The sequence below is a fragment of the Archangium sp. genome (genome assembly GCF_057119385.1).
In genome coordinates this window covers 1-23,321 of sequence record NZ_DBNGVP010000188.1, presented here as the reverse complement: position 1 = coordinate 23,321, position 23,321 = coordinate 1, and the positions used below count along the sequence as shown (strand labels likewise).

Sequence of the window (23,321 nt, the reverse complement as noted above, 5' to 3'; positions counted from 1 at the left end):
CCACCGCTCGGGGGCGCGGAGGAACACCCCCCCCTGAAGCAGGTCTTTACCCCTCGTCCACCGATTCCCGTACTTCGCTTTGGCGCTGAAAACATGGAGGCCGGAAGCCCCCTCGACGAATCAGGGGCTTCCGGCCTCGGTGTTTTCAGGCCTCGTGGCCTCGCGCCGTTACTTCGCGACGCGTGTGAGGGTGCTGTTCTCGGAGAAGGTGCCCGAGTACGACTTCCCCTGGGATGCCATCGTCACGTTACCGGCGAGGCGGAGCTCGACGACCTTGCCGGAAAGCGAGGCTGTCCCGGTGGTAATGCTCATGGTGATGGTGACACCTTCGATGATCTGGGTGCAGGAGGCGCCGGGAGAGACGACGGCCACGTCGCCTTCGAGATTCGCGGGCAGCAAGCACTGCCCGCTCGAGTCGGAAATGATGAGGTCCGAGGTCACTCCCTCGGAGATGCGTCGAGTGCCCGTGACCTGCCCGGTAGCACCTGAGTATCCCGTGATGAGCAGGGTGGTGACTCCCGAAGCGCTGTAGATGCCGTGGAAGGACTGACCTGCGGGGCCACAGCCGGTGGCCAGGAGCACGAACAGGAGAGAGAAGATGCGGTAGGGGCGCTTCATGGTGACTCCTCGTGGGGATTGCCGCCGCGCCTGGAGAAGTAGACGCGCGGCGGTGGTGTCCGCGCTCCGGTTGCAGGCCCCTTGCCAATGCCGTGGGGGAGGTGTGCCCCTCGGAAGGACGGAGTCCATGCCTCGCTCACCCGTCCACGAGGAAGGATGGGAGTCCCACCCGCGAAACGCCCCTCGGGACCTCGGCCAGAGGCGAGCTGCCCGGCGGAATCAGGTGCTCGGGCTCACGCCGGGATGGCGAGTGGTGTGGCGTCCGTCTGGCGTGACGCTGGCCGCTGGTGGTTCAACTCCGGCCCGACAGCCACTCCTGGAAGTACGCGGCCGTGGGCGGGAACTGGTCCACCCTGCACCAGTCCACCAGGTACAGTTGGTGCCGCGCGGCGAATCCCGCCACCCGGCGGAGGTCTTCCTCGGCGCCGGTGAGTCCCTCCGGCGAACGGAGGGCCAGCACCTGGATGCGTCCTCCCCGCTGCTGCCCGTACAGCGTGAGCCCCGAGGGCTGCTTCACGGCGAAGCCCCCCGCGACCCGTCCCGCCGTGCCCTGGAACGACACCCCGTCCCACCACGAGGACTTCTCCCCCAGGTCTCCTCGCAGCTCCTCCAGGGTGAGCCAGGTTCCCTCCAGCGGCGAGGGCACTTCCTTCCGGATGTGGATGGCGTCGAAGCCGGCGCCCTGGCGGTGCTTCTGGTGGATGCGCGCCACGGCCCTCATGTCCTTCTCGATGGAGGCCTCGAGCGTGTGCGCCACCAGCTCGAGCTGCCGCCACTCGTCCTCGTGCAGCTCGAGCACCCGCTGGCCCGGCTGCGCCGAGCCCTCCTCGAGGCCGGGGAGCTCGTTGGAGAGGGTGGGCAGTGAATAGAGGATGTCTCTCGGATTCATCGTCGTCCCGCGTGGAGAGGGGGCCTGTTTCCAGGCCCCCTGCTCGCCAGGCTCCGCTCCGCCCGTGCGCCTCAGTAGAGGCGTTGGAAGAGCGCGGAAGCGGAGTGGCCGCCGGTCTTCAAGATGCCTTCGATCTGGCCCGCCAGGGGGTTGCTGTTGGACAGGCCGAACCAGCTGCCGGCGTAGTTGTAGCCATTGCCCACGCCGAAGGTGGTGACCAGGTGGCCGGACAGGTCGTGGACGACGGCGTGCGCGCGCACACCCGGAATCCAGCCCGTGGTCACATCCAGCACCTGGGCGAACAACCCATCCCCCGGGCCCACCAGGCCGCCCGAGCTGTTGAGCGCGATGGCCTCGCCCTTCTTGATGATTCCGCCCGTGGCACGCTCCATGGCCTCACCGTACATCTGCTGCTTGGACGTCCACTTCTCCGGGCTCTGCATCAGCGCTATCTGCTCGTCGGTGAAGGTGTCGATCATCTGCGCCTTGGAGGCCTCGAGATACCGGGTGTCCAGGTCCTTGCGTACCTTCTCGGCACCGGTCTGGATGCGCTCGTCCAGGCGGTTGAACTCGAAGAGCAGGTTCTGGGCGGTGTAGGCCCAGCCCAACGCGTTCTTCAGGCTCGAGTCCAGGGGACTGACGGGTGAGGTGAGCGCGGCCATGGAGCCTCCAATCACCGCGTTCAACAGCGGCTCGGTGGTGCTGAGGTAGCCCACGCCGAAGGCGAAGCCGGAGGCGCCTCCCAGCAGGATGCTGCCGATGCTCATGAGCATCGGATCCTTGAGGATGTAGCCAGCGGTGGTGGTGGCCGCGCCGATGGTGGCGATGATGAAGGCGGTGCTGGTCCACCCCACGGCGGCCCCGACGCTGGCGGCGGTGGCGATGGCGGCCACGACGGGGACGTGGCCGGTGGGGTCGGTGTTGGAGATGGGGTTGTTGTAGACGTAGGCGTAGCGGTTGAGGGCCTGGGGCGAGTGGGAGGAGGGCACCAGGGAGTCGGCGGACAGGAAGCGGCCGAGGACGGGGTCGAAGTAGCGGGCGCCCATGTACACCAGGCCGGAGGTGTCGGCGGTGTGGCCGGTGAAGCCGCGGGTGTTGGCGACGGAGGCGCTGGAGGCCACGGGCACGCCGAAGGCGGAGTACTCGTAGCTGGCCACGCGGGCACCGGACGCGTTGGTGAGGGCGCGCACGGAGCCGAGGTGGTCCTGGTGGTACCAGTGGACGCCGGAGTTGTCGCGGCGGGCCACGACGAGGGGGCCGGCGTAGTAGTACTTCGTCAGGCCGTTGTTGCCGTACTCGAGGTGGGGACCGAAGAACCAGGTGGTGCCGGCGGGGCCGGAGAGCTTCACGCGCTGGCCCGAGGCATCATAGGTGAAGTCGGTGGTGCCGCCGGACTGGGTGACGCGGGTGAGGCGGTTGTCCCCATCCCAGGAGTAGGAGCGGCCGCCGCCGGAGGTCATGTTGCCGTTGGCGTCATAGGCGTAGGCCAAGCCACCCGCGGCGGTGACGGCGTGGCGGTGGGAGGCATCGGCGTAGCCGTAGCCGCCGAGCTGGGAGTTGTAGGTGAGGTTGCCCAGGGAGTCGTAGGAGAAGGCCTGGGACTGAGCGCCACTCACGCCGGTGAGGCGGTCCAGCTCGTCATAGGAGAAGGAGAGGTTGGACTGGGAGTGGGTGGAGGAGGACATGCCGCGCACGCGGGCCTTGGCGTCGTAGGAGTAGCCGGCCTGGTAGACGGTGCCGGAGGGGCCGGAGACGAGGGCGCTGGAGAGCCACTGGCGGTTGGCGTCGTAGGTGTAGGTGGTGCGTGTGCCGTTGGCGTAATTGAGGGCGAGCAGACGGCCGCTGGCGTCGTAGGTGAGGCCGGAGGCGTAGCCACCCACGGACAGCAGGTTGCCCGAGGCGTCGTAGCTGTAGGGCACCAGCTCGCCGTCGGGGTAGGTGACGGAGGAGAGTCTGCCGGCGGAGTCGTAGGAGCGGCCGGTGGTGTAGCAAAGGCCGGTGACGCACTTGGTGGAGGAGGTGACGCGGCCGGCGAAGTCGTAGCTGCGGCTCTCGCTGCCGGAGGCATCAATCTGGGTGGTGAGGGCGCCCTTGCTGGCCCCACGTCCCGCCTCGTCGTAGATGCGGCGCACCTGCTCGCCATGGGAGTACGTGGTGGTGAGTACGCGGCCCAGGGCGTCGTAGGTGAAGGAGGTGAGCTGCCCCTTGGCATCGCGGCGGTTGAGCATCAACCCCGCCGCGTCATAGGCGTACGAGGTGCAGCCGGTGTCGGGGTCGCAGCCCTGGAGCTTGCGGCCCAGGGAGTCCCAGGTGACGGAGGTGGCGTGGCCGGCCGGGTTCTGGACGCGCACCAGGTTGCCGAGCAGGTCATACCGGTAGGTGGTGTAGGCGTAGGAGCCGGCATTGCGCTCGCGCACCTGGGTGGACTGCCCGTAGGCGTCGGTCCAGGTCACCTTCTCCTGGCCGAGCTCGTCGTAGGTGACGACGTAGCCGTTGCCGTAGACGCGCTGGGCGGAGGTGCCGTCGGGGTTGGTGACGGTGCGCAGGCGGCCCAGGCCGTCGTAGGAGAAGGTCTGGTAGCGCGGCGTCTCGCCCGCGCCGAACCAGGCCGACTGCTTCCACACCCGGTTGGAGGCGTTGCTGAAGAGGGTCTCCTGGGTGGCGCCGCCCTCCTTGACGGTGCGGTAGCGGCGGCCGAGCCCATCCTCGTAGGCCTCCAGCCACAGCCCGTCGGCGGAGCCGTCGGACAGGGTGCGGCGCACGCGCTGGGCAAAGGGGTTGCCCCGGTCGAGGTAGGCGAAGGTCTCCACGGAGCCGTCGGGTAGCGTGGTGCGAATCGGCCGCCCCAGCGCGTCATGCGCGTAGCTCGTCACCCCGCCGTTGAGGTCCGTCTCGGCCTTCACCAGGGCGCGGGCTGCGTCCCACGTCTGGCTGGAGCACTGGCCCAGGGCGTTGCAGCGGCTCACCGGGTAGAGGCGGTAGGTGGAGTCGTAGGTGACGGTGGAGACGTAGCCGCGGGGATCGGTCTCGGAGGTGCGGTTGCCCCAGGCGTCGTAGCCGAAGCCGCGTACCGAGTAGCCGCCCGTCTGGTTGTTCCACGCCAGCTGCCGCGTCAGCAGTCCCGCCGTGGGCGCCCGCGTGTAGGAGCCGCTGTGGTCGTACTCGTACAGCGTCTGCCGCAGCAGCGCGCCGCCGGTGCCCAGGCCGGCGTAGATGTTCTCGTAGGCGGGCAGGCCCACCACGTAGGCCGAGGTGTTGGGGACCAGGCCGCGCAGCGAGGTGCGCTCGTCACCGGCCACGTCGTAGTCACCGTGCTCGTAGGTGAGGTAGCCGTTGCCGTAGGTGTCGTAGCCGATCTGCAACAGGGTGCGGCGGCAGGAGGCCGACTGGTTGCACTCGAGCTCCCAGCGCGACGTCATCAGCGAGGTGTAGGGCGGCGCCGCGTTCTCCGAGTACTCGAAGGTGGAGTACTTGAAGAGGGCACCGGAGGCATCGCGGTAGTACGTCACCTCGGGCTTGCTGATGCAGCCGAGGTGCTGGTGGTAGTACGTCTCCGTGTAGTTGCCGGCGGCGTCGAGCACGGCGGTGGCCTTGCGGAAGCCGAGGAAGCGCCGCTCGCGGGAGGACCACAGCCCGCCCTGGTACTGGTAGCGCGTGGTGGAGCTGTTGCCGCGGCCATCGCTCAGCGTCACCGCGGAGGCCGTCTGCAGCACCGCGCCCATCGGGAGGTACGTGTTGGCCCAGGCCGAGGAGGGCTGGTACTGCACCGTCGTCGTCCCGCCCTGGCCGTTGGCCGCGGACGTGAGGAGATCCGGCACGGGCCCCGACGCGGTGGTGCAGGCCAGGTAGCTGGAGGAGCCGTTGGTGTTGCCCACGAGGCGGCAGAAGTCCGAGAGGCCATCGCCATCCGCGTCCGTCCACTGGCGCCCGGTGTCATAACCCCAGTCCACGACTCCCGTGGCCCAGGTGTTTCCGAAGCCCGTGCCGGTGGACACGGTGCAGGACATGGAGCTGTTGACGCCGTTGGTGCCGCCCACGCGGCGGCAGTAGTCCGCCCTGCCGTCGCCGTTGAAGTCCGTCCACTCGCGCCCGCTGTCATAGCCCCAGTCGATGACGCCCGAGGAGTACGTGCCCGCGAAGCCCATGCCCGTGGACACCGTGCAGGACAGATAGCTGGAGGAGCTGTTGGTGTTGCCCACCACTCGGCAGTAGTCCGCGCGGCCGTCACCGTTGAAGTCCACCCACTGGCGGCCGGTGTCGTAGCCCCAGTCCACCACGCCGGAGCCGTACGTGGCGCCGAAGCCCGTGCCCGTGGACACGGTGCAGGACACGTAGCTGTTGACGCCGTTGGTGCCGCCCACGCGGCGGCAGTAGTCGGCCTTGCCGTCGCCGTCGAAGTCCGTCCACTGGCGGCCGGACTCATAGCCCCAGTCGACGACGCCGGAGCCGTACGTGGCGCCGAAGCCCGTGCCCGTGGACACGGTGCAGGCCAGGTAGCTGGAGGAGCCGTTGGTGTTGCCCACCGTGCGGCAGTAGTCGGCCTTGCCGTCGCCGTCGAAGTCCACCCACGCTCGTCCCGACTCGTAACCCCAGTCCACGACGCCCGAGCTGTACGTGGCGCCGAAGCCCGTGCCCGTGGACACGGTGCAGGACAGGTAGCTGTTGACGCCGTTGGTGCCACCCACGCGGCGGCAGTAGTCGGCCTTGCCGTCGCCGTTGAAGTCCACCCAGGCCCGCTCCGACTCGTAACCCCAGTCGATGACGCCGGAGCCGTACGTGGCGCCGAAGCCCGTGCCCGTGGACACGGTGCAGGCCAGGTAGCTGGAGGAGCCATTGGTGTTGCCCACCACGCGGCAGTAGTCGGCCTTGCCGTCGCCGTTGAAGTCCACCCACTGGCGGCCGGACTCATAACCCCAGTCCACCACGCCGGAGCCGAACGTCCCCCGGAAGCCGGTGCCGCCCCCCTGCCAACCGAAGGTGTACGCCGGCTGGGCCGTGCCCCCCACCACCGTGCCCGAGCCATCGAGCACCGCGTCGTTTCCGTACTGCTGCACGTTGACCAGCAGCGAGCGCCAGGTGCTCCCGCTCGTCGTGTACCGCAGCGCATAGGCCCGCAGCCGGCTGCCGCTCACCGTCACGTCCACCGTCTTCAGCCGGTAGCGCGTCTGCCCCAGGCCGGCGCCGTGGGCCCACGTGAGCACGTCCGGGCGAGGCTCCCGGTACAGCTTCACCACCGTCCCGTTGTACTGGACGTTGTCCGGGTAGCACTCCTCCACCGGAGCGCCGTCGCACCACCAGCCCAGCGACACGGTGTTGCCCACGGTGTCGGCCACGCTCGTCAGGCCCCAGCGGAACGTGCCCCGCGAGGTGGGGAAGAGGGGCGAGTAGACGGCGCGCTTGCCGTCCTTCTGCGTCACCGTCCACGTGGTGCCGTCGAAGCGGATGCGCTGGTAGCTCTCGATCTTCGTCGCGTGCGTACCGCCCGTGAGGCAGCTCGGGCTGCTGCTGCCGGCGGTGCACGCCATCAGCTCCTGCCCATCCAGCAGGAAGATGTCCGCGCCGTCATAGCGGGGCGTTCCCCGGCCCGCGCTGGCGCGCTCGATGGTGGAGAAGCCGGTGAGGCTCCAGCCCATGCCCTGCGGCCCGTTGGCGCCGGTGGAGCCATAGGCCAGCTCGAGCGGCGGCTCCAACCCGCGGAACCGGGGCACGGCGAGGGGGACCCGGGTGGTGTAGGCCCCGAAGAAGGACTCGACGGGACCGTTCGAGCCCGAGTGGGAGTCCTGCGCGGCCCAGGTGCGCGCGCCGGCCAGCGCCAGCAGCAGCGTCACGAGGGCCACTCCCGCTCTCCTCACCATGGGGAACGGGGCACTGCTGCTTCCGGGCGGATTGCGATGGCCCGACGACATATGACGACCTCCGGGTAAAGCTCTTCACCCGGAGTAAACAGCAAGGCGTCCGAGAGTGGAAGTCCCGGACCTAGCGCTTCAGGCCGCGCTTGATCTCCGCGCACACCTGACGGGCCGCCGCGGGCCCATCGGCCTCGGCCGCGCGGACGATGGCGCTGCCCACCACCACGCCATCCGCATGGGCACCAACGACCCGCGCCTGCTCGGCGTTGGAGATGCCGAAGCCCGCCACCACGGGGACGGGTGACGCGCGCCGCACCATCTCCAGCCGCTCGGACAGGTTGGCCGGCAGCTCCGAGCGCATGCCCGTCACGCCCGCCACCGACACGCAGTACACGAAGCCCCGCGCGTCCTTGACGATGCTCTCCGCCCGCGCCGGGGACGTGGTGGGCGCGCACAGGGGGATGAGCTCCAACCCCTCCTGGTCGAAGGCCGCGCGGATGCCCGCGCTCTCCTCGGGCGGCAGGTCCGGCAGGATGGTGCCCGACACGCCGCGCTCCCGGGCCAGCTTCGCGTAGCGCTCCTCGCCCAGGGCCATCACCACGTTGACGTACGTCATCACCACCAGCGGCGTCTGCGGGCAGCGCGCGCGCACCGCCGGCACCACCTCGTCCAGCACCCGCTTGAGCGTGGCGCCCGCCTTCAGCGCCCGCTCGGACGCGGCCTGGATGACCGGGCCGTCCGCGATGGGGTCACTGAACGCCACGCCAATCTCCAGGATGTCCGCGCCGCCTTCCACGCACGCGGCGAACACGTCCACCGAGCGGGCCAGGTCCGGGTCTCCCGCCATGGCATACGCCACCAGCGTGCCCTCACCATGGGCCTTGGCCCGGGCGAACGCTTCCGCGATCTCGCCGCTCATGACTTCTCCTGACCGACGGCGGGAGGAATCCCCCGCGCCGCGATGGTGGCCACGTCCTTGTCGCCGCGGCCCGACGTGTTGATGACCAGGTGCTTGCCCTTGCCCAGCTCGCGCGCCAGGTCCGCCGCGCGCGCGAAGGCATGCGACGTCTCCAGCGCGGGGAGGATGCCCTCGGTGCGCGACACCATGTAGAAGGCCGCCAACGCCTCGTCGTCCGTGGCGGTGCGCACCTCCACCCGTCCCGTCTTCGCCAGGTGCGCCAGCTCCGGCCCCACGCCCGGGTAGTCCAGGCCCGCGGAGATGGAGTGCGCCTCGATGATCTGCCCGTTCTCGTCCTGCAGCACGAGCGAGCGCGAGCCGTGCAGCACGCCCTCCGTGCCCAGCGTCAGAGAAGCGCCGTGCTGGCCCGAGTCCAGGCCGTGGCCACCGGCCTCCACGCCCACCAGCCGCACGCCCTTGTCCTCGATGAAGGGGTGGAGCGCGCCGATGGCGTTCGAGCCGCCGCCGATGCACGCGATGATGGCGTCCGGCAGCTTGCCGAAGGCCACCAGCGACTGCGTGCGGATTTCCCGGCCGATGACGGACTGGAAGTCGCGGACGATGGTGGGGTAGGGGTGGGGACCGGCCGCGCTGCCGATGACGTAGTAGGTGTCCTCGACCTGGGCCACCCAGATGCGCATGGCCTCGTTCATCGCGTCCTTGAGCGTGCGCGAGCCCGACTCCACCGCGTGCACCGTGGCCCCGAGCGCCTTCATGCGGAAGACGTTGAGCGCCTGGCGCTCCACGTCCAGCGCGCCCATGTACACCTCGCAGGTGAGGCCGAACAGGGCGCACGCGGTGGCGGTGGCCACGCCGTGCTGGCCCGCGCCCGTCTCCGCGATGACGCGCTTCTTGCCCATCCGCTTGGCGAGCAGTACCTGGCCGATGGTGTTGTTGATTTTGTGGGCGCCCGTGTGCGCGAGGTCCTCGCGCTTGAGCCACACCTCGGCGCCTCCCCACTTCTCGGTGAGCCGGCGCGCGGGCGTCAGGGGCGTCTCGCGCCCGACGAACTCGCGCAGCACCTGCGCCACCTGCTCGTCGAAGGCCGGGTCCTTGCGGGCCTCGGCATAGGCCTGTTCCAACTCCAGCAGCGCCGGCACGAGCGTCTCCGGCACATAACGGCCGCCATAACGCCCGAAGCGGCCCGGGGCGGTTTGCGTGTCCATGTTCTCCATCACTCCCAAGTCAGGGTCTTCACGGCGCGCACGAAGGCGCGCACCGCGTCCGCGTCCTTGACGCCGGGGCTGGCTTCCACCCCGCTCGCCACATCCACTCCGTAGGGCCGGGTGGCCCGTACGGCTTCCCGCACATTCTCGGGGTTGAGTCCCCCGGCCACCAGCACCGGCACGCCCGCGTCCGCGAGCCGCGCCACCAGCGACCAGTCGAACCCCACGCCGCCGCCCCCGTAGCCCGGCGCCGCCCCGTCCAGCAGCAGCGTGGCCACGTCGCCCGCGCCCACGTAGGTGCGCGCCTTCTCCACGTCCTCGGGCCCGCGCACCCGCAGGGCCTTGATGACGGGCACGCCGTAGCCCGCGCAGGCCTCGGGCGGCTCGTCGCCGTGCAGCTGCACCGACGTCAGCCCGCAGTCCCGCACCCGCGCGCGGATGACGTCCGGCGATTCATTGACGAAGACGCCCACCACCGCGCCCAGGGCCGGCCGCGTGCGCGCCAGGGCCGCCGCCACCTCCGGTGTCACGTACCGGGGCGAGCGCGGGTAGAAGTTGAGCCCCAGCGCGTCCGCGCCCGCGGCCCAGGCCATCCGTGCGTCCTCCACGCGGGTGACGCCGCAGATCTTCACCCGGGTGCTCACGGTGCCCCCGCGAGCAGCCGCGCCAGCGCACGGCCCGGCTCGGCGTCGCGCAGCAGGGACTCGCCCACCAGCACGGCATCGGCTCCCGAGGCCCGCGCCGCCGCGAAGTCCTCGCGCGTCTTGAGGCCGCTCTCCGCCACCAGCGCCTTCGCGCGGCTGCGCAGCGTGGGGATGACCTTCAGCGCGGTGTTGATGTCGGTGCGCAGCGTGGCGAGGTTCCGGTTGTTGATGCCCACCAGCTCCGCGCCCGCCTTCAGCGCCCGCTCGGCGTGCTCCTGCGTGTGGGCCTCGACGAGCGCCGCCACCCGGCAGGCCTTCGCCGCGGCCACCATCTCCGCGAGGGGCCCGTCCTCGAGCGCATCCGCGATGAGCAGGATCGCGTCCGCGCCGAGCGCCGCGCTCTCCTCCACCTCCTGTGGCGCCACCAGGAAGTCCTTGCGCAGCACCGGCAGCGAGATGGCCGCGCGCACCTGGAGCAGGTCCTCGAGGCTGCCGCCGAAGTCCACGTCGTCCGTGAGCACGCTCACCGCGCTCGCTCCGGCGGCCTCGTACGCCCGCGCCACCGCGACCAGGTCCTGGTGGGGGAAGTCGCCACCCGAGGGGCTGCGGCGCTTCACCTCGGCGATGACGTTCACCGGCAGTCCGGCCCGGTGCTGGGTGAGGGCGGCGGCGAAGTCCCGCGATGGCGGGCGGGGCGCGCGGGCCACCAGCGGCTTGCGCGCGGCGAGCTCCCGGCGCTTGCGCTCGAAGATGAGGGCGAGCTTGTCCGTCTCGGGCGCGCTCATGCCACGCCTCCGTTCACCAGGGCCCGCAGCTTGGCCGCCGCGGCACCGGAGTCGATGGACTCCACCGCGCGCAGCACGCCTTCCTCGAGGTCCTGGGCCTTGCCCACCACCACCAGGGCCGCGGCGGCGTTGAGCAGCACCGCCGTGCGCACGCCGGAGCGCTCACCGGCCAGCAGCGCCTCGAGGCGCCGGGCATTGTCCTCCACGTCGCCGCCGGCGATGGCCTCGGGCGGCACCCGCTCCAGCCCCGCGTCCTCCGGGGAGAGGGAGAAGGTCCGCACCGAGCCGTCCTCGCGCAGCTCGGCCACGTCGGACACCGTGCAGGGGGAGATCTCGTCCAATCCGTCCCGGCCGTGCACCACCCACGCCCGCTTGCTGCCGAGCTTGGAGAGCACGCGGGCCGTCTGCTCCAGGCGCTCGCCCGCGAAGGTGCCGAGCAACTGGTAGCGCGCGCCCGCCGGGTTGGTCAGGGGGCCCAGCAGGTTGAAGAGGGTGTGCAGGCCGATTTCGCGCCGCGCGGGCGCCACGTGCCGCAGGGCGCTGTGGTGCGAGGGGGCGAAGAGGAAGCCCACGCCGTGCTCGTCCACGTCCCGCGTCACCTGCTCGTGCGAGCGGTCCATGGGGACGCCCAGCGCGGCCAGCACGTCCGAGCTGCCACAGCGCGAGGACACCGCCCGGTTGCCGTGCTTGGCCACCGTCACCCCCGCGCCCGCGGCCACGAAGGCCACGGCGGTAGAGATGTTGAAGGTGTGCGCGCCGTCTCCGCCGGTGCCGCAGGTGTCCAACACCACCTCGGCCCGGGGGTGGATGCGCGTGGCGCAGGCGCGCATGGCCTCCGCCGCCCCGAGGATTTCGTCCTCGGTCTCTCCCTTCATCCGCAGCGCGACCGCGAAGGCGCCCACCTGGGCTGGCGTTGCCTCTCCCGCGAGCATCTGTCCCATGACGCGGGCCATCTCCTCGCGCGACAGATCGCGCCGGCCCACCACTCTGCCCAGCGCTTCCTTGAGCGTCATGTGCCTACTCGGGTCTCCGAAGTGGGCCGCCAAGGGGGGGGCGGCCGGGTTGAAGCACTGCGTAAGAAGAGCGGAGGGACTTCGCAGGAAGAAAAGGTGTCCACTTCTTCTCAAAATTCCCGAAGAGTCTCGCCAAGCGGTATGCGGGAATCAATGTAGGACGGGAATTTTCATTTTTACGGAGGGTGCGCCTTGGCGAGGCCGAGCGTCATCGTGGTGGGGGCCGGACTGGCGGGGTTGACGTGTGCCCGGCTGCTGCACCAGGCCAAGGTGAAGGTGCGGGTGCTCGAGGCGGGCGATGGCGTGGGAGGCCGCGTGCGTACGGACGCGGTGGACGGCTTCCTGCTGGACCGGGGCTTCCAGGTGTTCCTCACCGCCTACCCGGAGCCTCAGCGGTGGCTGGACTACAAGGCGCTCGACTTCCAGCGCTTCTTCCCGGGGGCCCTGGTGTGGCGCGCGGGGAAGCTGCACAAGGTGGCGGATCCCTTCCGCCGGCCGCTGCAGGCCGCGGCGCACGCCTTCAACCCGGTGGGCTCGTTCGCCGACAAGTTGCACATTCTCGACTTGCGTCAGCAGGCCCTGGCGGGCTCGGTGGAGGACGTGCTCCTGCGCAGGCAGTGGCCGTCGCGGGTGTACCTGCGCGACGTGGGCTTCTCCGATGAGATGGTGGAGGCCTTCTTCCGGCCCTTCTTCGGCGGCATCTTCCTGGAGAAGGAGCTGCGCACCTCGAGCCGGGTGCTGGAGTTCGTCTTCCGGATGTTCGCCACGGGGGCCACGGCGGTACCGGCGAGGGGCATGGGGGCGATCCCGGAGCAGCTGGCGTCGAAGCTGCCCTTCGGGGTGGTACAGCTGAACACGCCGGTGGAGGAGGTGTGGGGCCACCGGGTGCGGTTGACGACGGGGGCACGGGAGGAGGCCGACGCGGTGGTGGTGGCCACGGACGCGCCCGCGGCGGAGGAGCTGTTGCCGGGCATGCCGCCGAGGGCGATGAACGCGGTGACGTGCCTGTACTTCGCGGCGCCGGAGCCGCCGGTGCGAGGGCCCTACCTGGTGTTGAACGGGGAGGGGAGGGGGCCGGTGAACAACCTCGCGGTGATGAGCGAGGTGGCGCCCACGTACGCGCCGCAAGGTCAGGCGCTGATCTCGGTGTCGGTGGTGGAGGCGGGGGAGGACTCGGAGACGCTGGAGACGCGGGTGCGCGAGCAACTCACGGAGTGGTTCGGCACGGGGGTGGCGCAGTGGAGACACCTGCGCACGTACGCGATTCCCAACGCGTTGCCGGCCCAGCCGCCCGAGTCCTTCGAGGAGCCCCACCGGAAGGTGCGGCTGTCACCAGGGCTGTACGTCTGTGGGGACTACCGGGAGAACGGCTCCATCGAGGGAGCCATGGTCTCGGGGCGCCGGGCCGCCGAAGCCCTCCTGAGGGACCGTGGCCTCGACTGAGCCCATCTCCCCTCGCCCTCCGGGAGAGGGTCGGGGTGAGGGTATCCGTCACCCGGGTTGGTTCCTGGCCGCGGCGGTGGCCGTGCTTCCGTGGACCGCGCTGGTGCACGTGCACCCGCCGCGCTTCTTCCTGTGGGCGGCGCTCTACTGCGCGGTGTGGAACGGGCTCTCGTGGAAGGCGCTGGGCCATGAGGCCCGAGCCCTCCTGCTGCCGAATCGCGCGGACGTGTGGTGGGGCGTGGCGCTGGCGGGAGTGCTGTACGTGGGGTCGCGGGCGGTGCTGTGGGCGATGTGCGGAGGCTTCACGAATGTCCTCTGCGAGCCCCTGACGGCCATCTACGCGACGTTCGGCCAGGGCTCACTGGGAGCGGCGTTGGCGCTGGCGCTGGTGATTGCTCCGGCCGAGGAACTCTTCTGGCGAGGCGCGGTGCAACAGGCGCTGCGGCCGAGGCTCGGGCGCGCCGGTGGCGCACTGGTGGCCGCGGCGCTGTCGAGCCTGGTGCTGCTCGCCTTCCGTGAGCCGCTGCTGGCGCTGGCGGCGTTCCCCACGTCGCTCGCGTGGGGGCTGCTCGCTGAGTGGAGACGCGGCCTCGTGGCCTCGGTGGTGAGTCACTCCCTGTGGGATCTGCTCATCGTCATCCTGCTGCCGGCGGTGTGACGCTCACGGAGTGTCCTCGTCGCCCGTGGCGGTGCGGCGGATGATGACCACCGCCGTCTGGCCCGCCTCGCCGGAGTGGACGGACACCCGCAGCTCGTCCGTGCCCTTGCGGTAGAGACCGGGCTCCCGCTCCTGGTAGCCGGAGCCACCCAGCTGCTTGCGGTAGAAGGCGCGCACCTCTTCCTCCGGCGTGCCCACGGTGTAGGCGAGCGTCCGGGCTGCTTCCTGGCGGCTGTGCAGCACCGCCGAGGCCCCCGGCATGACGGGCGCCACGTCCGAGTCCGGAGTCCTCCGCGCTCCCACGTTTGTCTCCCCGAGGATGACGGTCGTCGTCTTGTTGGGGTTGGGCTGGAGGATGAAGGTGTAGGAGATGAGCCCCATCGGATCGAGCGCGGTGAGCTGGGGCTCGCGCAGCAGTTGGGGCTGGTGCTCGACGGGCGGGAGGTAGAGCCCCGCCTGCGCGAAGCGATCCACCATGTGCTGGAGGATGACCTCGGGACGCTCGGCGCTCAGCACCGCGCTGAGCTTCACGGGGAATCCGTTGGCCTCCATCACGTCGCTCATGGGGATGATGTCCAGCACGCGCGGCACGTCCCAGGTGAAGGGCAGCGGCGCGGGCTTCCACTCCTCCTCGGGCTCCTCCGCCGCCTCCGCCTCCTGCACGGACTTCACCAGGTCCGCCACGGTGCGGGTGTTGCATTGCATGGGCTCCGTGGCCTCCGCGCTCGCGGCGCAGCTGCCACCGGAGGGCGGCGGCGCCGGCTTCTTCTCCGAGGCCTTCGCCGGGCGACTGGGCTGCGCGGTCTTCGGCGCCGGGGCGGCCTTCCCGGGTGGGGGAGGCGCTCCGGGAGCCGGGGCTCCGAGCAACAGCATGAGGACGAGGAGGGACGAGGCGGACGGCATGACGGCTCCTAGCGCTTTGCCTTCTTCTTGCCGCCGCCGTCGCACGACTTCGCGCAGGCGTCGAACTCCTTCTGGTGCCGCTCCGAGCAGCGCATCGCGCACGACTGGTACGCGCGGGTATTGGCGGGGTTGCTCGGCTCCGGGCACTTGAGGACGCACTGCTGGATGACCTCGGAGCTCTTGCTCGCGCAGTCGGTCTCGCACTTCTCCGGGTCCGCGGCCGCCGGCAGGGCCAGCAGCATCCCCCCCAGGAGCACGGCGCTCCACCAGGCGGTCTTCGTCATGGCTTTCTCCCTCAAGGTGTTCATGGGTTCTTGCACTTCTTGCCGAGGAAGCAGTTCCCGTTGGACAACCGCTTCACGTAGGACAGGGTGTAGGGGAGCGTCTGGATGCTCACGGCGGCGCCCGGGCTGGTTCCCCACGCGGTCCCGCCCCTGTCGCGCGGGAGGGTGGGCAGCTGCGTGAAGTTCGTCTCCTCGTTGGCGGCGCTGATGAAGAAGGCGTGCTCGTCGATGGGGGAGTAGCCCACGGCGGCCTGGGCCAGCTTGCTGGAGGCGCCGTAGATGCCGCCGAACATCATCAAGGTGAGGGACATGGGCTTGTACACGCCGTACACGGTCGCGGCGTACTGCGGGTTGGTGCAGGCCCCCATGCCGCTGCCAATCATGTTGCAGGGCAGGCTCTCCGACGTGCCGGCCAGTCCCCAGTCATCCACCAGCATGCCGAAGCTGCCGTTGCACTCGCCCCCCACGGCCCGTCCCACCCCGCACACCTTCAGCGTGGTGTGCGTGTTCTTCATGTTCCGCTCGTTGAAGAGCGCGCCTGGGCCCCGGTCCAGGAAGGAGCGGGGAAAGCGGTAGGCGGAGAGCGAGGCCTCGGCGCCGCAGCGGGCGCCGCCGTTGTCCCGGTACACGATGCGCGTGAGGATGGCGCCTCCATACGAGGGGCCACCGCCCACGTCACAGCTCACGTCCAGCCGCGAGCCCCGGGTGAACACCTGCTGCATCGTGGCGTTCGTCTCGGAGCTCAGCCCGTTGAAGTCCGCGTAGCGCTCCTCGGCGCGCTCGGCGGCCTTCTTCATGGAGCCCCCGGCCTCCGAGAAGCTCACGGGCAGGGTGTGCATCTTCCCCGCCGTGCCGTCCCAGAGCGCCGAGATGGCGGACTCCTGCACCTTGAGGGACAGGAAGCCCACCTCGGCGAAGTAGATGCCGAAGGCGAGCACCGTGACGAACACGGTCAGGCCGATGGCCAGCTCCGTCACCGCCTGGCCGCGGACGTGTTTGCGGATGTGCCTCGAATGGTGTCGCGTGCTCATTGGAATCCCTTGAAGCCCTGGTCCTGGAGGGCCTGGACGACCTCGGCGCCCTCGGCATTGCCCCCCGCCTTCAGCGTCTTGCGCACATCCTCCAGCCGCTTGTCGTCGGTATCCGGGGCGACGAGCGTGGCGCGCCAGTAGGGGTTGAGGAGGTTGGGCGGCTCGCTCCAGTGCTCGAAGTCGATGAGGGGCGGCCTGCTGCGGTGGTAGTAGGCGATGCCCGTGGAGAGCGCCGTCTGGACATCCGTGGCGGGATCCAGGTTGTTGAAGGACGAGTCGCGCGAGGCGAAGCGGAAGCGGAAGGAGAGGTTCCAGGGATCCTTCACGCCGCGCTTGCCCGGGTCGCGCTGCACCATGGCGAAGTTCTTCGGCTGGCCGAAGTTGTTGTCCTGGTTGAGCACCTGTCCGATGTTGTAGTCGACGAAGGGGGGCCAGACGCCCGGGCAGCTCGAGATGCCGCCCAGGCACGGGATGAGCCGGTGCACCTGGGGCTGGGCGTCCCCTCCGTTGAACCACCTGTGCACGGGGGACGGGCCGCCCTGCACCTCCACCTTCATCCTGTTCTCGCCCTTCGAGTCGAACCACACGGGAGGACACGGCAGGGCGCCGCCGTGGGCGATGTGCAGGTACATGGCGAAGAGGTTGCCGTGGTCGTCCGCGCCCGCCGTCTTGGCGTAGGCGGGGAGGATGGACAGCGAGCCGCCATGCTCCTGGGTGAACCAGCCACTGCCCTTGTGGTTGAAGACGAAGAGGATGTCCGGCGGCGGGATGAGCCGGAGGAACTGCGCGTTGAAGGCGGTCTCGAAGCCCTGGCGCGAGGTGACGAAGGGATAGCCGCGGCTGCCCATGGCGGCGTTCACCGAGTGGGCCACGGTGAGCGGCAGGTCGCAGCCGGCGCCTTGTCCGGTCAGACAGAAGGGGCCGCCCGCCACCTCGCCCTCGGACACGTCCCCCGCGCCCGAGGGGACCACCCACTGCTCCTTCCAGCGCGTGCCGCCGGCGGCGTGGTCCACCACGCTCCGGGCCAGCGATTGATCTCCGAGCTTGCCCACCAGCCCGCGGAAGGCCACCTCCTCGTCGGCGTAGATGGTCAGGCGCATCAACATCTGCATGGCCGCCACCTGGCGGGCCGCTGCCGGGTCCATCGTCTTGAAGACCTGCTGCAGGCGCTTGCGCTCCTGGCTCAGCCGGTTGATGAACCGGTCGGTGTCACTCACGCCCCGCTTGCCGCACCGGCAGGCCAGCTTGCAGAACTTGCTGAAGGGGGAGCAGGGGCAGCCGAAGCTCTTGAAGAACTTGTAGGGCTTCTGGATCTTCTTGAAGCCGTCGATGCCACCCTCCACATAGCCCAGGTAGGCGGTGCTCCAGCTGATGAGGCTCTGGGCGCCGGCCTGGGACACGGCGAAGGCGATCTGCGCGCGGTTGAGCACCGCGATGTTGTTGAAGGTGCGGGCGGTGGCCACCGCGTTGGAGTAGGCGGCGGCGTCGGTGACGGTCTGCAGCTCCGTGCGCTCGCGCACCTTCATGGACAGCGACAGCGTGAGCACCACCATGAGGGTGAGCAGCATCAGGCTGAGCGCGAAGAGCACCAGCGTCTGACCTCGGTTGAAACGGAGCGCTCGCATCGGACGGCACCTCAACGGCACATGGGGGAGGAGAAGTGGGCGCGGATGGCGGGCGTCATCATCCGCATGGTGAAGGACGTCTCGATGGGCAGGGTGTATTGCCGCTTGCCGATGCGCGAGAGCAGCTCCGACCTCACGTCCGCCCGGAGGTCTCCGCTGCCCGGCTCCCGGGTCCACCGGTCCTTGTCGGTGGGCATGAGCGGGTTGGCGGCCGTATAGTCGCGCAGCCCCAGGTGCGCGAGGAACATGCGGCTGATGACCCAGTTGGCGAAGGGGACGCGCATCGGGAACCAGTAGATGAGCCGCACCTCGAGCCGCATCAGGTTGCCCGGCTGATCGAAGGAGCGGTCCTGGTCTCCGTCCACGTCCGCGGCGCGCGGGCTCTCGCGCATCAGCCACACGATGTGGCCGTCGTGGCCCGAGTCCTTCGCGGGGTTGAACTTGTTGTCCTTGCGCGCGGCGAAGGCGAGCGCCAGCTTCTGGGCCCGCGAGCCGCCCGGCTTGCTCGGCGAGAGGAAGGAGTCGAACGAAGGCAGCAGCGCCAGCACCGCCGCGTGCTTCATGCGCTCGCAGTCGCCATGGTTGACACTGCCCGCGCGGGTCGCCCGGAAGGCCGCGTACTGCGCCAGCACCCGCCCCTGGAACATCAGGAAGAGCTGCAGCGTCCCCAGGATGAGGAACACCATGAGCGGCAGCGTCAGCGCCGTCTCCACCATCGCCTGGCCTGATTGCCGCTCCCGCGGCTGCCGCGCGTTCATGAGCTGAAGAATTTCATCAAAGACACACAAAGACTATCGGTCACCTGGACGCCGTTCCAGCGTGTTTTGCAACGTCTGGGTTACGCTGACGCTCGGGTGACGATGAAATGACGATGGATTGACGCGGGGGCCTCATGGGGTCTGCTCTGGGGCCTTGATTGTAGGTTCCCGGCCGCCGATGTCCGATACCCCCCCCCCCCAGTCCTCCCCCGGAGGGCGAGGGAGTGGGTGAGCGCTGTCCTACACGTCTTCCACCGGCTAGAAGGGCCGCCATGACCCGACGACTCCTCTCCCTCGCCGCCGCCGCGCTGCTCTTCTCGGGCTCCGCCGCCGCCGAGGCGCCCGCCCGTCCGCCCAACGCCGCCGAGCTCAAGCGCATGACGTCCCGCTTCGCCCCCGTCGACATCCAGGTCGATGTCTCCAAGCTCCCCGAGAACGAGCGCCGAGCCCTCGCCAGGACCGTCCAGGCCGCGAAGCTCATGGACTCGCTCTTCCTGCGTCAGGTCTGGGCCGGCAACGAGACGCTCCTGCTCGATCTCCTCGAGGACACCTCCCCGCTCGGCCGCGAGCGGCTGCACTCCTTCATCCTCAACAAGGGCCCCTGGTCCCGGCTCGACCACAACGCGCCCTTCCTCTCCGGTGTCCCCGCCAAGCCCCCCGAGGGCAACTTCTACCCGGCCGGCGCCTCCAAGGCCGACATCGAGGCCTGGGTGAAGTCCCTCCCCGAGGCCCAGCAGCGCGAGGCCACCGGCTTCTTCACCACCATTCGCCGCGACACCACCGGCAAGTTCGTCACCGTCCCCTACAGCGTAGAGTACCAGGGCGAGCTCGCCCAGGCCGCGCAGCTGCTGCGCGAGGCCGCCGCGCTCACCACCCAGCCCACGCTCAAGGCCTTCCTCGAGAAGCGCGCCGACGGCTTCCTCAGCAACGACTACTACCCCAGCGAGGTCGCCTGGATGGAGCTCGACGCCAGCATCGAGCCCACCATCGGGCCCTACGAGGTCTACGAGGACGAGTGGTTCAACTCCAAGGCCGCCTTCGAGGCCTTCATCACCCTGCGCGATGACGCCGAGACGCAGAAGCTCGCGAAGTTCAGCGGCGAGCTCCAGGGCCTGGAGAACCTCCTCCCCATCGACCCGAAGCTGCGCAACCCGAAGCTGGGCGCGCTCGCTCCCATCCGCGTGGTCAACAGCCTCTTCTCCTCCGGGGATGGCTACCGCGGCGTGCAGACCGCGGCCTACAACCTGCCCAATGACGAGCGCGTGGCGGCCGAGAAGGGCACCAAGCGCGTGATGCTCAAGAACATCCAGGAGGCCAAGTTCCAGCGCGTGCTGCTGCCCATCGCCCAGGTGTCGCTCCCGGCGAAGGACCGCAAGGACGTCTCCTTCGATGCCTTCTTCACCCACATCCTCATGCACGAGCTGATGCACGGCCTGGGGCCCCACAACATCACCGTCGAGGGCAAGCAGACCACGGTGCGTCAGGCGCTCCAGGCGTCCTCCAGCGCCATCGAGGAGGCCAAGGCGGACATCTCCGGCCTGTGGGCCCTGCAGCAGCTGGTGGACAAGGGCGTGCTCTCCAAGGACCTGGAGCGCACCATGTACACCACCTTCCTGGCGTCCTCGTTCCGCTCCATCCGCTTCGGCCTCAACGAGGCGCACGGCAAGGGCGTCGCCCTGCAGCTCAACCACTTCCTCGACACCGGCGCGGTGGTGGTGAACAAGGACGGCACCTTCGCGGTGGTCCCCGGGAAGATCAAGGAGTCCGTCACCGCCCTGACGAAGCAGCTCATGGAGCTGCAGGCCAGCGGCAACCGCGCCAACGCCGAGTCGCTGCTCGAGAAGATGGGCGTGGTGCGTCCCGAGGTGAAGCGCGTCCTGGACAAGCTGAGCAACGTGCCCGTGGACATCGCGCCGCGCTACGTCACCGCCGAGAAGCTCTCCGCCGAGCTCGGTGGCTTCTCCACCCCCGCCGGGAAGTAATCCCGCCGTCCGCTCGCCCGCCGCGTGCGTTTTCCCGTGCGCGGCGGGCCGGGTGGTTCGCAGACATGAGCCAGATGCGGAACCACGTTCCTCCAGGACCCTGGGGTGTGCCCATCGCGCTGACCGTGCTCGGCGCGTGGCTGGGCCATCTCGTCTGGCTGCTGGCCGCGGCCAATCTGTCCCTCGCCTCGCCCCTCACGTCCCTGCACATCGCCCTGCAGGCCTACCTGTGCACCGGCCTCTTCATCACCGGCCATGACGCGATGCACGGTACGGTGAGCCGCTTGCGGTGGGTGAATCAGGCCGTGGGCATGGCCGCCTGCTTCCTCTTCGCCGGGCTCTCCTACCGGCGCCTGGTGGTCAACCACCGCGCCCACCACGCCGACCCCACCGGCCCCGACGACCCGGACTTCTCCACCCGCACCCAGTCCTTCTGGCCGTGGTTCGCCACCTTCATGGTGCGCTACACCACCTGGCTCCAGATTCTCGTCATGGCCGCCAAGTTCAACCTGTTGCTGCTCCTCGGAGTGGCGCAGTGGCGGATTGTGGCATTCTGGGTGGTGCCCTCCCTGCTCGGCACGGTGCAGCTCTTCTACTTCGGCACCTACCTGCCCCACCGGCGGCCGGACACCCCGGACATGGTGCCCCACCACGCCCGCTCCCTGCCGCGCAACCACCTGTGGGCCATGCTCTCCTGCTACTTCTTCGGCTACCACTGGGAGCACCACCAGTCGCCCTCCACCCCCTGGTGGCATCTGTGGAAGATGAGGGACGCGCGCCAGTCCGCCCCCGCGCAGGAGGCCCGGTTGTAACCGGATTCCGCTTCGGGCGTACTGAGGGGAACCATGCGCCTGAAGCTGCCCGAGCCCCAGGGGTCCGAAATCACCTCCGAGTCGCTGTACCTGCGCCGGCGCGAGCTCATCAAGAGCGCCGCCCTCTTCACCGGTACCGCCGCGGCCGTGGGCGCGGGGCTCCAGCTCCTCAGCAACCGGCCCACCGGGGGTGACGGTCCCTCGCTGCTCGCCACGCCGGGCGACGCCCCCAAGGTGGTGCGGCCCCGCGGCCCGTACGACACGGATGAGCGCGCCACGTCCTACGAGGACGCCACCACCTACAACAACTTCTACGAGTTCGGCCTCGACAAGGGCGAGCCCGCCGAGAACGCGCACACCCTCAAGCCCCGGCCCTGGACGGTCGTCATCGACGGCGAGGTGCACAAGCCCCAGCGCGTGGACCTGGACACGCTCCAGTCCTGGTTCCCGCTCGAGGAGCGCGTCTACCGCATGCGCTGCGTGGAGGCCTGGTCCATGGTGATTCCGTGGCTCGGCTTCCCCCTGGCGGGCCTGCTGCGCCGCGTGGAGCCCACCAGCAAGGCGAAGTACGTGGCCTTCACCACCCTCAAGGACCCCGAGCAGATGCCCGGCCAGAAGTATCCCGTGCTCGACTGGCCCTATGTCGAGGGCCTGCGTCTGGACGAGGCCCTGCACCCGCTCACGATGATGGCGGTGGGCATGTACGGCCGCGTCCTGCCCAACCAGAATGGCGCGCCGCTGCGGCTGGTGGTGCCGTGGAAGTACGGCTTCAAGGGCATCAAATCCATCGTCCGCATCTCGCTCACCGAGAAGCAGCCGCCCACCACGTGGAGCCAGGCCAACTCCCGCGAGTACGGCTTCTTCGCCAACGTGAATCCCGAGGTGGCGCACCCGCGCTGGAGCCAGGCCTCCGAGCGCCGCATCGGAGAGCTGCGCCGCCGCCCCACGCTGCCCTTCAACGGCTACGCCGAGCAGGTGGCCGGCCTCTACAAGGGCATGGACCTGAGCAAGAACTTCTGACGCCCATGGCCTCCCCTCCACACCCCTGGCTCAAGCCGGCCGTCCTCGTGGGCGGCCTCTACCCGTTGGCCCATCTGGCGCTCGCGTTCGCACAGGGGGCGCTGGGCGCCAACCCCATCGAGCGCGTGCTCAACCAGACGGGGCTGCTCGCCCTCATCTTCCTGGTGGCGTCGCTCGCGTGCACGCCGCTCAAGGTGGTGTCCGGGTGGACGTGGCCCATCCGCCTGCGCAAGCTGCTGGGCCTCTTGGGCTTCACCTACGCCTCGCTGCACTTCCTCACGTACGTCGTGCTGGACCAGGGGCTGGCCCTCGGCGTCATCCTCGAGGACATCGCGAAGCGGCCCTTCATCACCGTGGGCTTCCTGGCGCTGGTGCTGCTGGTGCCGCTGGCCGTCACCAGCACGAATCGCATGGTGCGCCGCATGGGTTTTCCCGCATGGCAGCGGCTGCACCGGCTCGCCTACGTGGCGGCCTCGCTGGGCGTGGTGCACTTCGTCTGGCGTGTGAAGAAGGACCTCACCGAGCCGCTCGTCTACGGCGGAGTGCTGGCGTTGCTCTTCGCCATCCGCGTGGCCGAGGCGCTCCGCAAGCGGCGGGCGCGCTCCGCTGCTCCGGTCTCGGCCACCTGAGAGGGTCTGGCCGCTTCCTTGGTTGGCCGGGGGCGGCCCTCGCCGAGTGGACGCGGTCAACGACAGGAGGTGCGGCATGTCACGCGGGTGGACCGCGCTGCTCTGCATGTTTCTCGTGGGGTGTAGTGGTGCTGCCCGAAACGTCCGTCACGACGCCATGGGTCGGCAAGAGCGCTGCGTTTATGTCCCACGTCATTACGTTGCGTCGGGTTCACTGAAGAAGGCGTTTCATTCGGCTCGCGTTGCCGTAGTGC

General features: G+C 69.7%; 19 protein-coding genes. 6 read left to right on the top strand and 13 right to left on the bottom strand.

The window, feature by feature from the left end:
- Positions 1-168 precede the first annotated feature (168 nt).
- The 8 genes from AC16DP_RS43910 to trpD form a co-directional block, all read right to left on the bottom strand.
- Complete coding sequence (locus tag AC16DP_RS43910; RefSeq protein ID WP_329726940.1) at positions 169-618, bottom strand: hypothetical protein; 450 nt, start codon at positions 616-618, stop codon at positions 169-171.
- 292 nt (positions 619-910) lie between these two features.
- Entirely contained in the window at positions 911-1,507 is a 597-nt protein-coding gene (locus AC16DP_RS43905) for a hypothetical protein (protein ID WP_329726939.1), read from the bottom strand.
- Positions 1,508-1,578: 71 nt separating this feature from the next.
- Positions 1,579-7,344 carry a toxin TcdB middle/N-terminal domain-containing protein gene (locus AC16DP_RS43900; protein ID WP_329726938.1) on the bottom strand — a complete coding sequence of 1,922 codons (5,766 nt, stop codon included), beginning with the start codon at positions 7,342-7,344 and terminating at the stop codon, positions 1,579-1,581.
- Between the two features lie 139 nt (positions 7,345-7,483).
- Positions 7,484-8,275, bottom strand: a complete 792-nt coding sequence (gene trpA, locus AC16DP_RS43895; RefSeq protein ID WP_329726937.1) for a tryptophan synthase subunit alpha — start codon at positions 8,273-8,275, stop codon at positions 7,484-7,486.
- Entirely contained in the window at positions 8,272-9,480 is a 1,209-nt protein-coding gene (gene trpB, locus AC16DP_RS43890) for a tryptophan synthase subunit beta (RefSeq protein WP_329726936.1), read from the bottom strand. Before trpB ends, trpA begins: the two co-directional genes overlap by 4 nt.
- Before the next feature lie 8 nt (positions 9,481-9,488).
- A complete protein-coding gene (locus tag AC16DP_RS43885; protein WP_329726935.1) occupies positions 9,489-10,124 on the bottom strand; it encodes a phosphoribosylanthranilate isomerase in 636 nt (211 codons plus the stop codon).
- On the bottom strand, positions 10,121-10,909 hold the full coding sequence (locus tag AC16DP_RS43880) for an indole-3-glycerol phosphate synthase TrpC (RefSeq protein ID WP_329726934.1): 789 nt from the start codon (positions 10,907-10,909) through the stop codon (positions 10,121-10,123). Before AC16DP_RS43880 ends, AC16DP_RS43885 begins: the two co-directional genes overlap by 4 nt.
- Positions 10,906-11,922 (bottom strand): anthranilate phosphoribosyltransferase, encoded by a 1,017-nt coding sequence (trpD, locus tag AC16DP_RS43875; RefSeq protein WP_329726933.1) that lies wholly within the window; start codon positions 11,920-11,922, stop codon positions 10,906-10,908. Before trpD ends, AC16DP_RS43880 begins: the two co-directional genes overlap by 4 nt.
- A 192-nt stretch (positions 11,923-12,114) precedes the next feature.
- Between trpD and AC16DP_RS43870 the strand changes: the two genes are divergently transcribed.
- Together AC16DP_RS43870 and AC16DP_RS43865 are read left to right on the top strand one after the other, a co-directional pair.
- Positions 12,115-13,365 carry an NAD(P)/FAD-dependent oxidoreductase gene (locus AC16DP_RS43870; protein ID WP_329726932.1) on the top strand — a complete coding sequence of 417 codons (1,251 nt, stop codon included), beginning with the start codon at positions 12,115-12,117 and terminating at the stop codon, positions 13,363-13,365.
- 82 nt (positions 13,366-13,447) lie between these two features.
- Positions 13,448-14,023 (top strand): CPBP family intramembrane glutamic endopeptidase, encoded by a 576-nt coding sequence (locus AC16DP_RS43865; RefSeq protein WP_329726931.1) that lies wholly within the window; start codon positions 13,448-13,450, stop codon positions 14,021-14,023.
- Between the two features lie 3 nt (positions 14,024-14,026).
- On the opposite strand, the gene AC16DP_RS43860 is transcribed toward AC16DP_RS43865, so the two are convergent.
- From AC16DP_RS43860 to AC16DP_RS43840, 5 genes are read right to left on the bottom strand one after another with little or no spacing between them, the layout of a single operon-like run.
- Positions 14,027-14,926, bottom strand: a complete 900-nt coding sequence (locus tag AC16DP_RS43860) for a hypothetical protein (RefSeq protein ID WP_329726930.1) — start codon at positions 14,924-14,926, stop codon at positions 14,027-14,029.
- Between the two features lie 8 nt (positions 14,927-14,934).
- Complete coding sequence (locus tag AC16DP_RS43855; protein ID WP_329726929.1) at positions 14,935-15,210, bottom strand: hypothetical protein; 276 nt, start codon at positions 15,208-15,210, stop codon at positions 14,935-14,937.
- A gap of 20 nt (positions 15,211-15,230) precedes the next feature.
- A complete protein-coding gene (locus AC16DP_RS43850) occupies positions 15,231-16,241 on the bottom strand; it encodes a pilus assembly protein (protein WP_329726928.1) in 1,011 nt (336 codons plus the stop codon).
- Positions 16,238-17,866, bottom strand: a complete 1,629-nt coding sequence (locus tag AC16DP_RS43845) for a pilus assembly protein TadG-related protein (protein WP_329726927.1) — start codon at positions 17,864-17,866, stop codon at positions 16,238-16,240. The genes AC16DP_RS43850 and AC16DP_RS43845 overlap by 4 nt, the downstream gene beginning before the upstream one ends.
- 11 nt (positions 17,867-17,877) lie before the next feature.
- On the bottom strand, positions 17,878-18,624 hold the full coding sequence (locus AC16DP_RS43840; RefSeq protein WP_329726926.1) for a TadE/TadG family type IV pilus assembly protein: 747 nt from the start codon (positions 18,622-18,624) through the stop codon (positions 17,878-17,880).
- Positions 18,625-18,896: 272 nt separating this feature from the next.
- Between AC16DP_RS43840 and AC16DP_RS43835 the strand changes: the two genes are divergently transcribed.
- The 4 genes from AC16DP_RS43835 to AC16DP_RS43820 all read left to right on the top strand — a co-directional run bounded on the left by AC16DP_RS43835 (position 18,897) and on the right by AC16DP_RS43820 (position 23,067).
- On the top strand, positions 18,897-20,606 hold the full coding sequence (locus AC16DP_RS43835; protein WP_329726925.1) for a dipeptidyl-peptidase 3 family protein: 1,710 nt from the start codon (positions 18,897-18,899) through the stop codon (positions 20,604-20,606).
- A 74-nt stretch (positions 20,607-20,680) separates the two neighbouring features.
- Positions 20,681-21,418 carry a fatty acid desaturase gene (locus AC16DP_RS43830; protein WP_329726998.1) on the top strand — a complete coding sequence of 246 codons (738 nt, stop codon included), beginning with the start codon at positions 20,681-20,683 and terminating at the stop codon, positions 21,416-21,418.
- A 33-nt stretch (positions 21,419-21,451) separates the two neighbouring features.
- The gene (gene msrP, locus AC16DP_RS43825; protein ID WP_329726924.1) at positions 21,452-22,438 is read left to right on the top strand and encodes a protein-methionine-sulfoxide reductase catalytic subunit MsrP; all 987 of its coding nucleotides are present in this window, start codon (positions 21,452-21,454) and stop codon (positions 22,436-22,438) included.
- Between the two features lie 5 nt (positions 22,439-22,443).
- The gene (locus AC16DP_RS43820; RefSeq protein WP_329726923.1) at positions 22,444-23,067 is read left to right on the top strand and encodes a protein-methionine-sulfoxide reductase heme-binding subunit MsrQ; all 624 of its coding nucleotides are present in this window, start codon (positions 22,444-22,446) and stop codon (positions 23,065-23,067) included.
- Positions 23,068-23,321 lie beyond the last annotated feature (254 nt).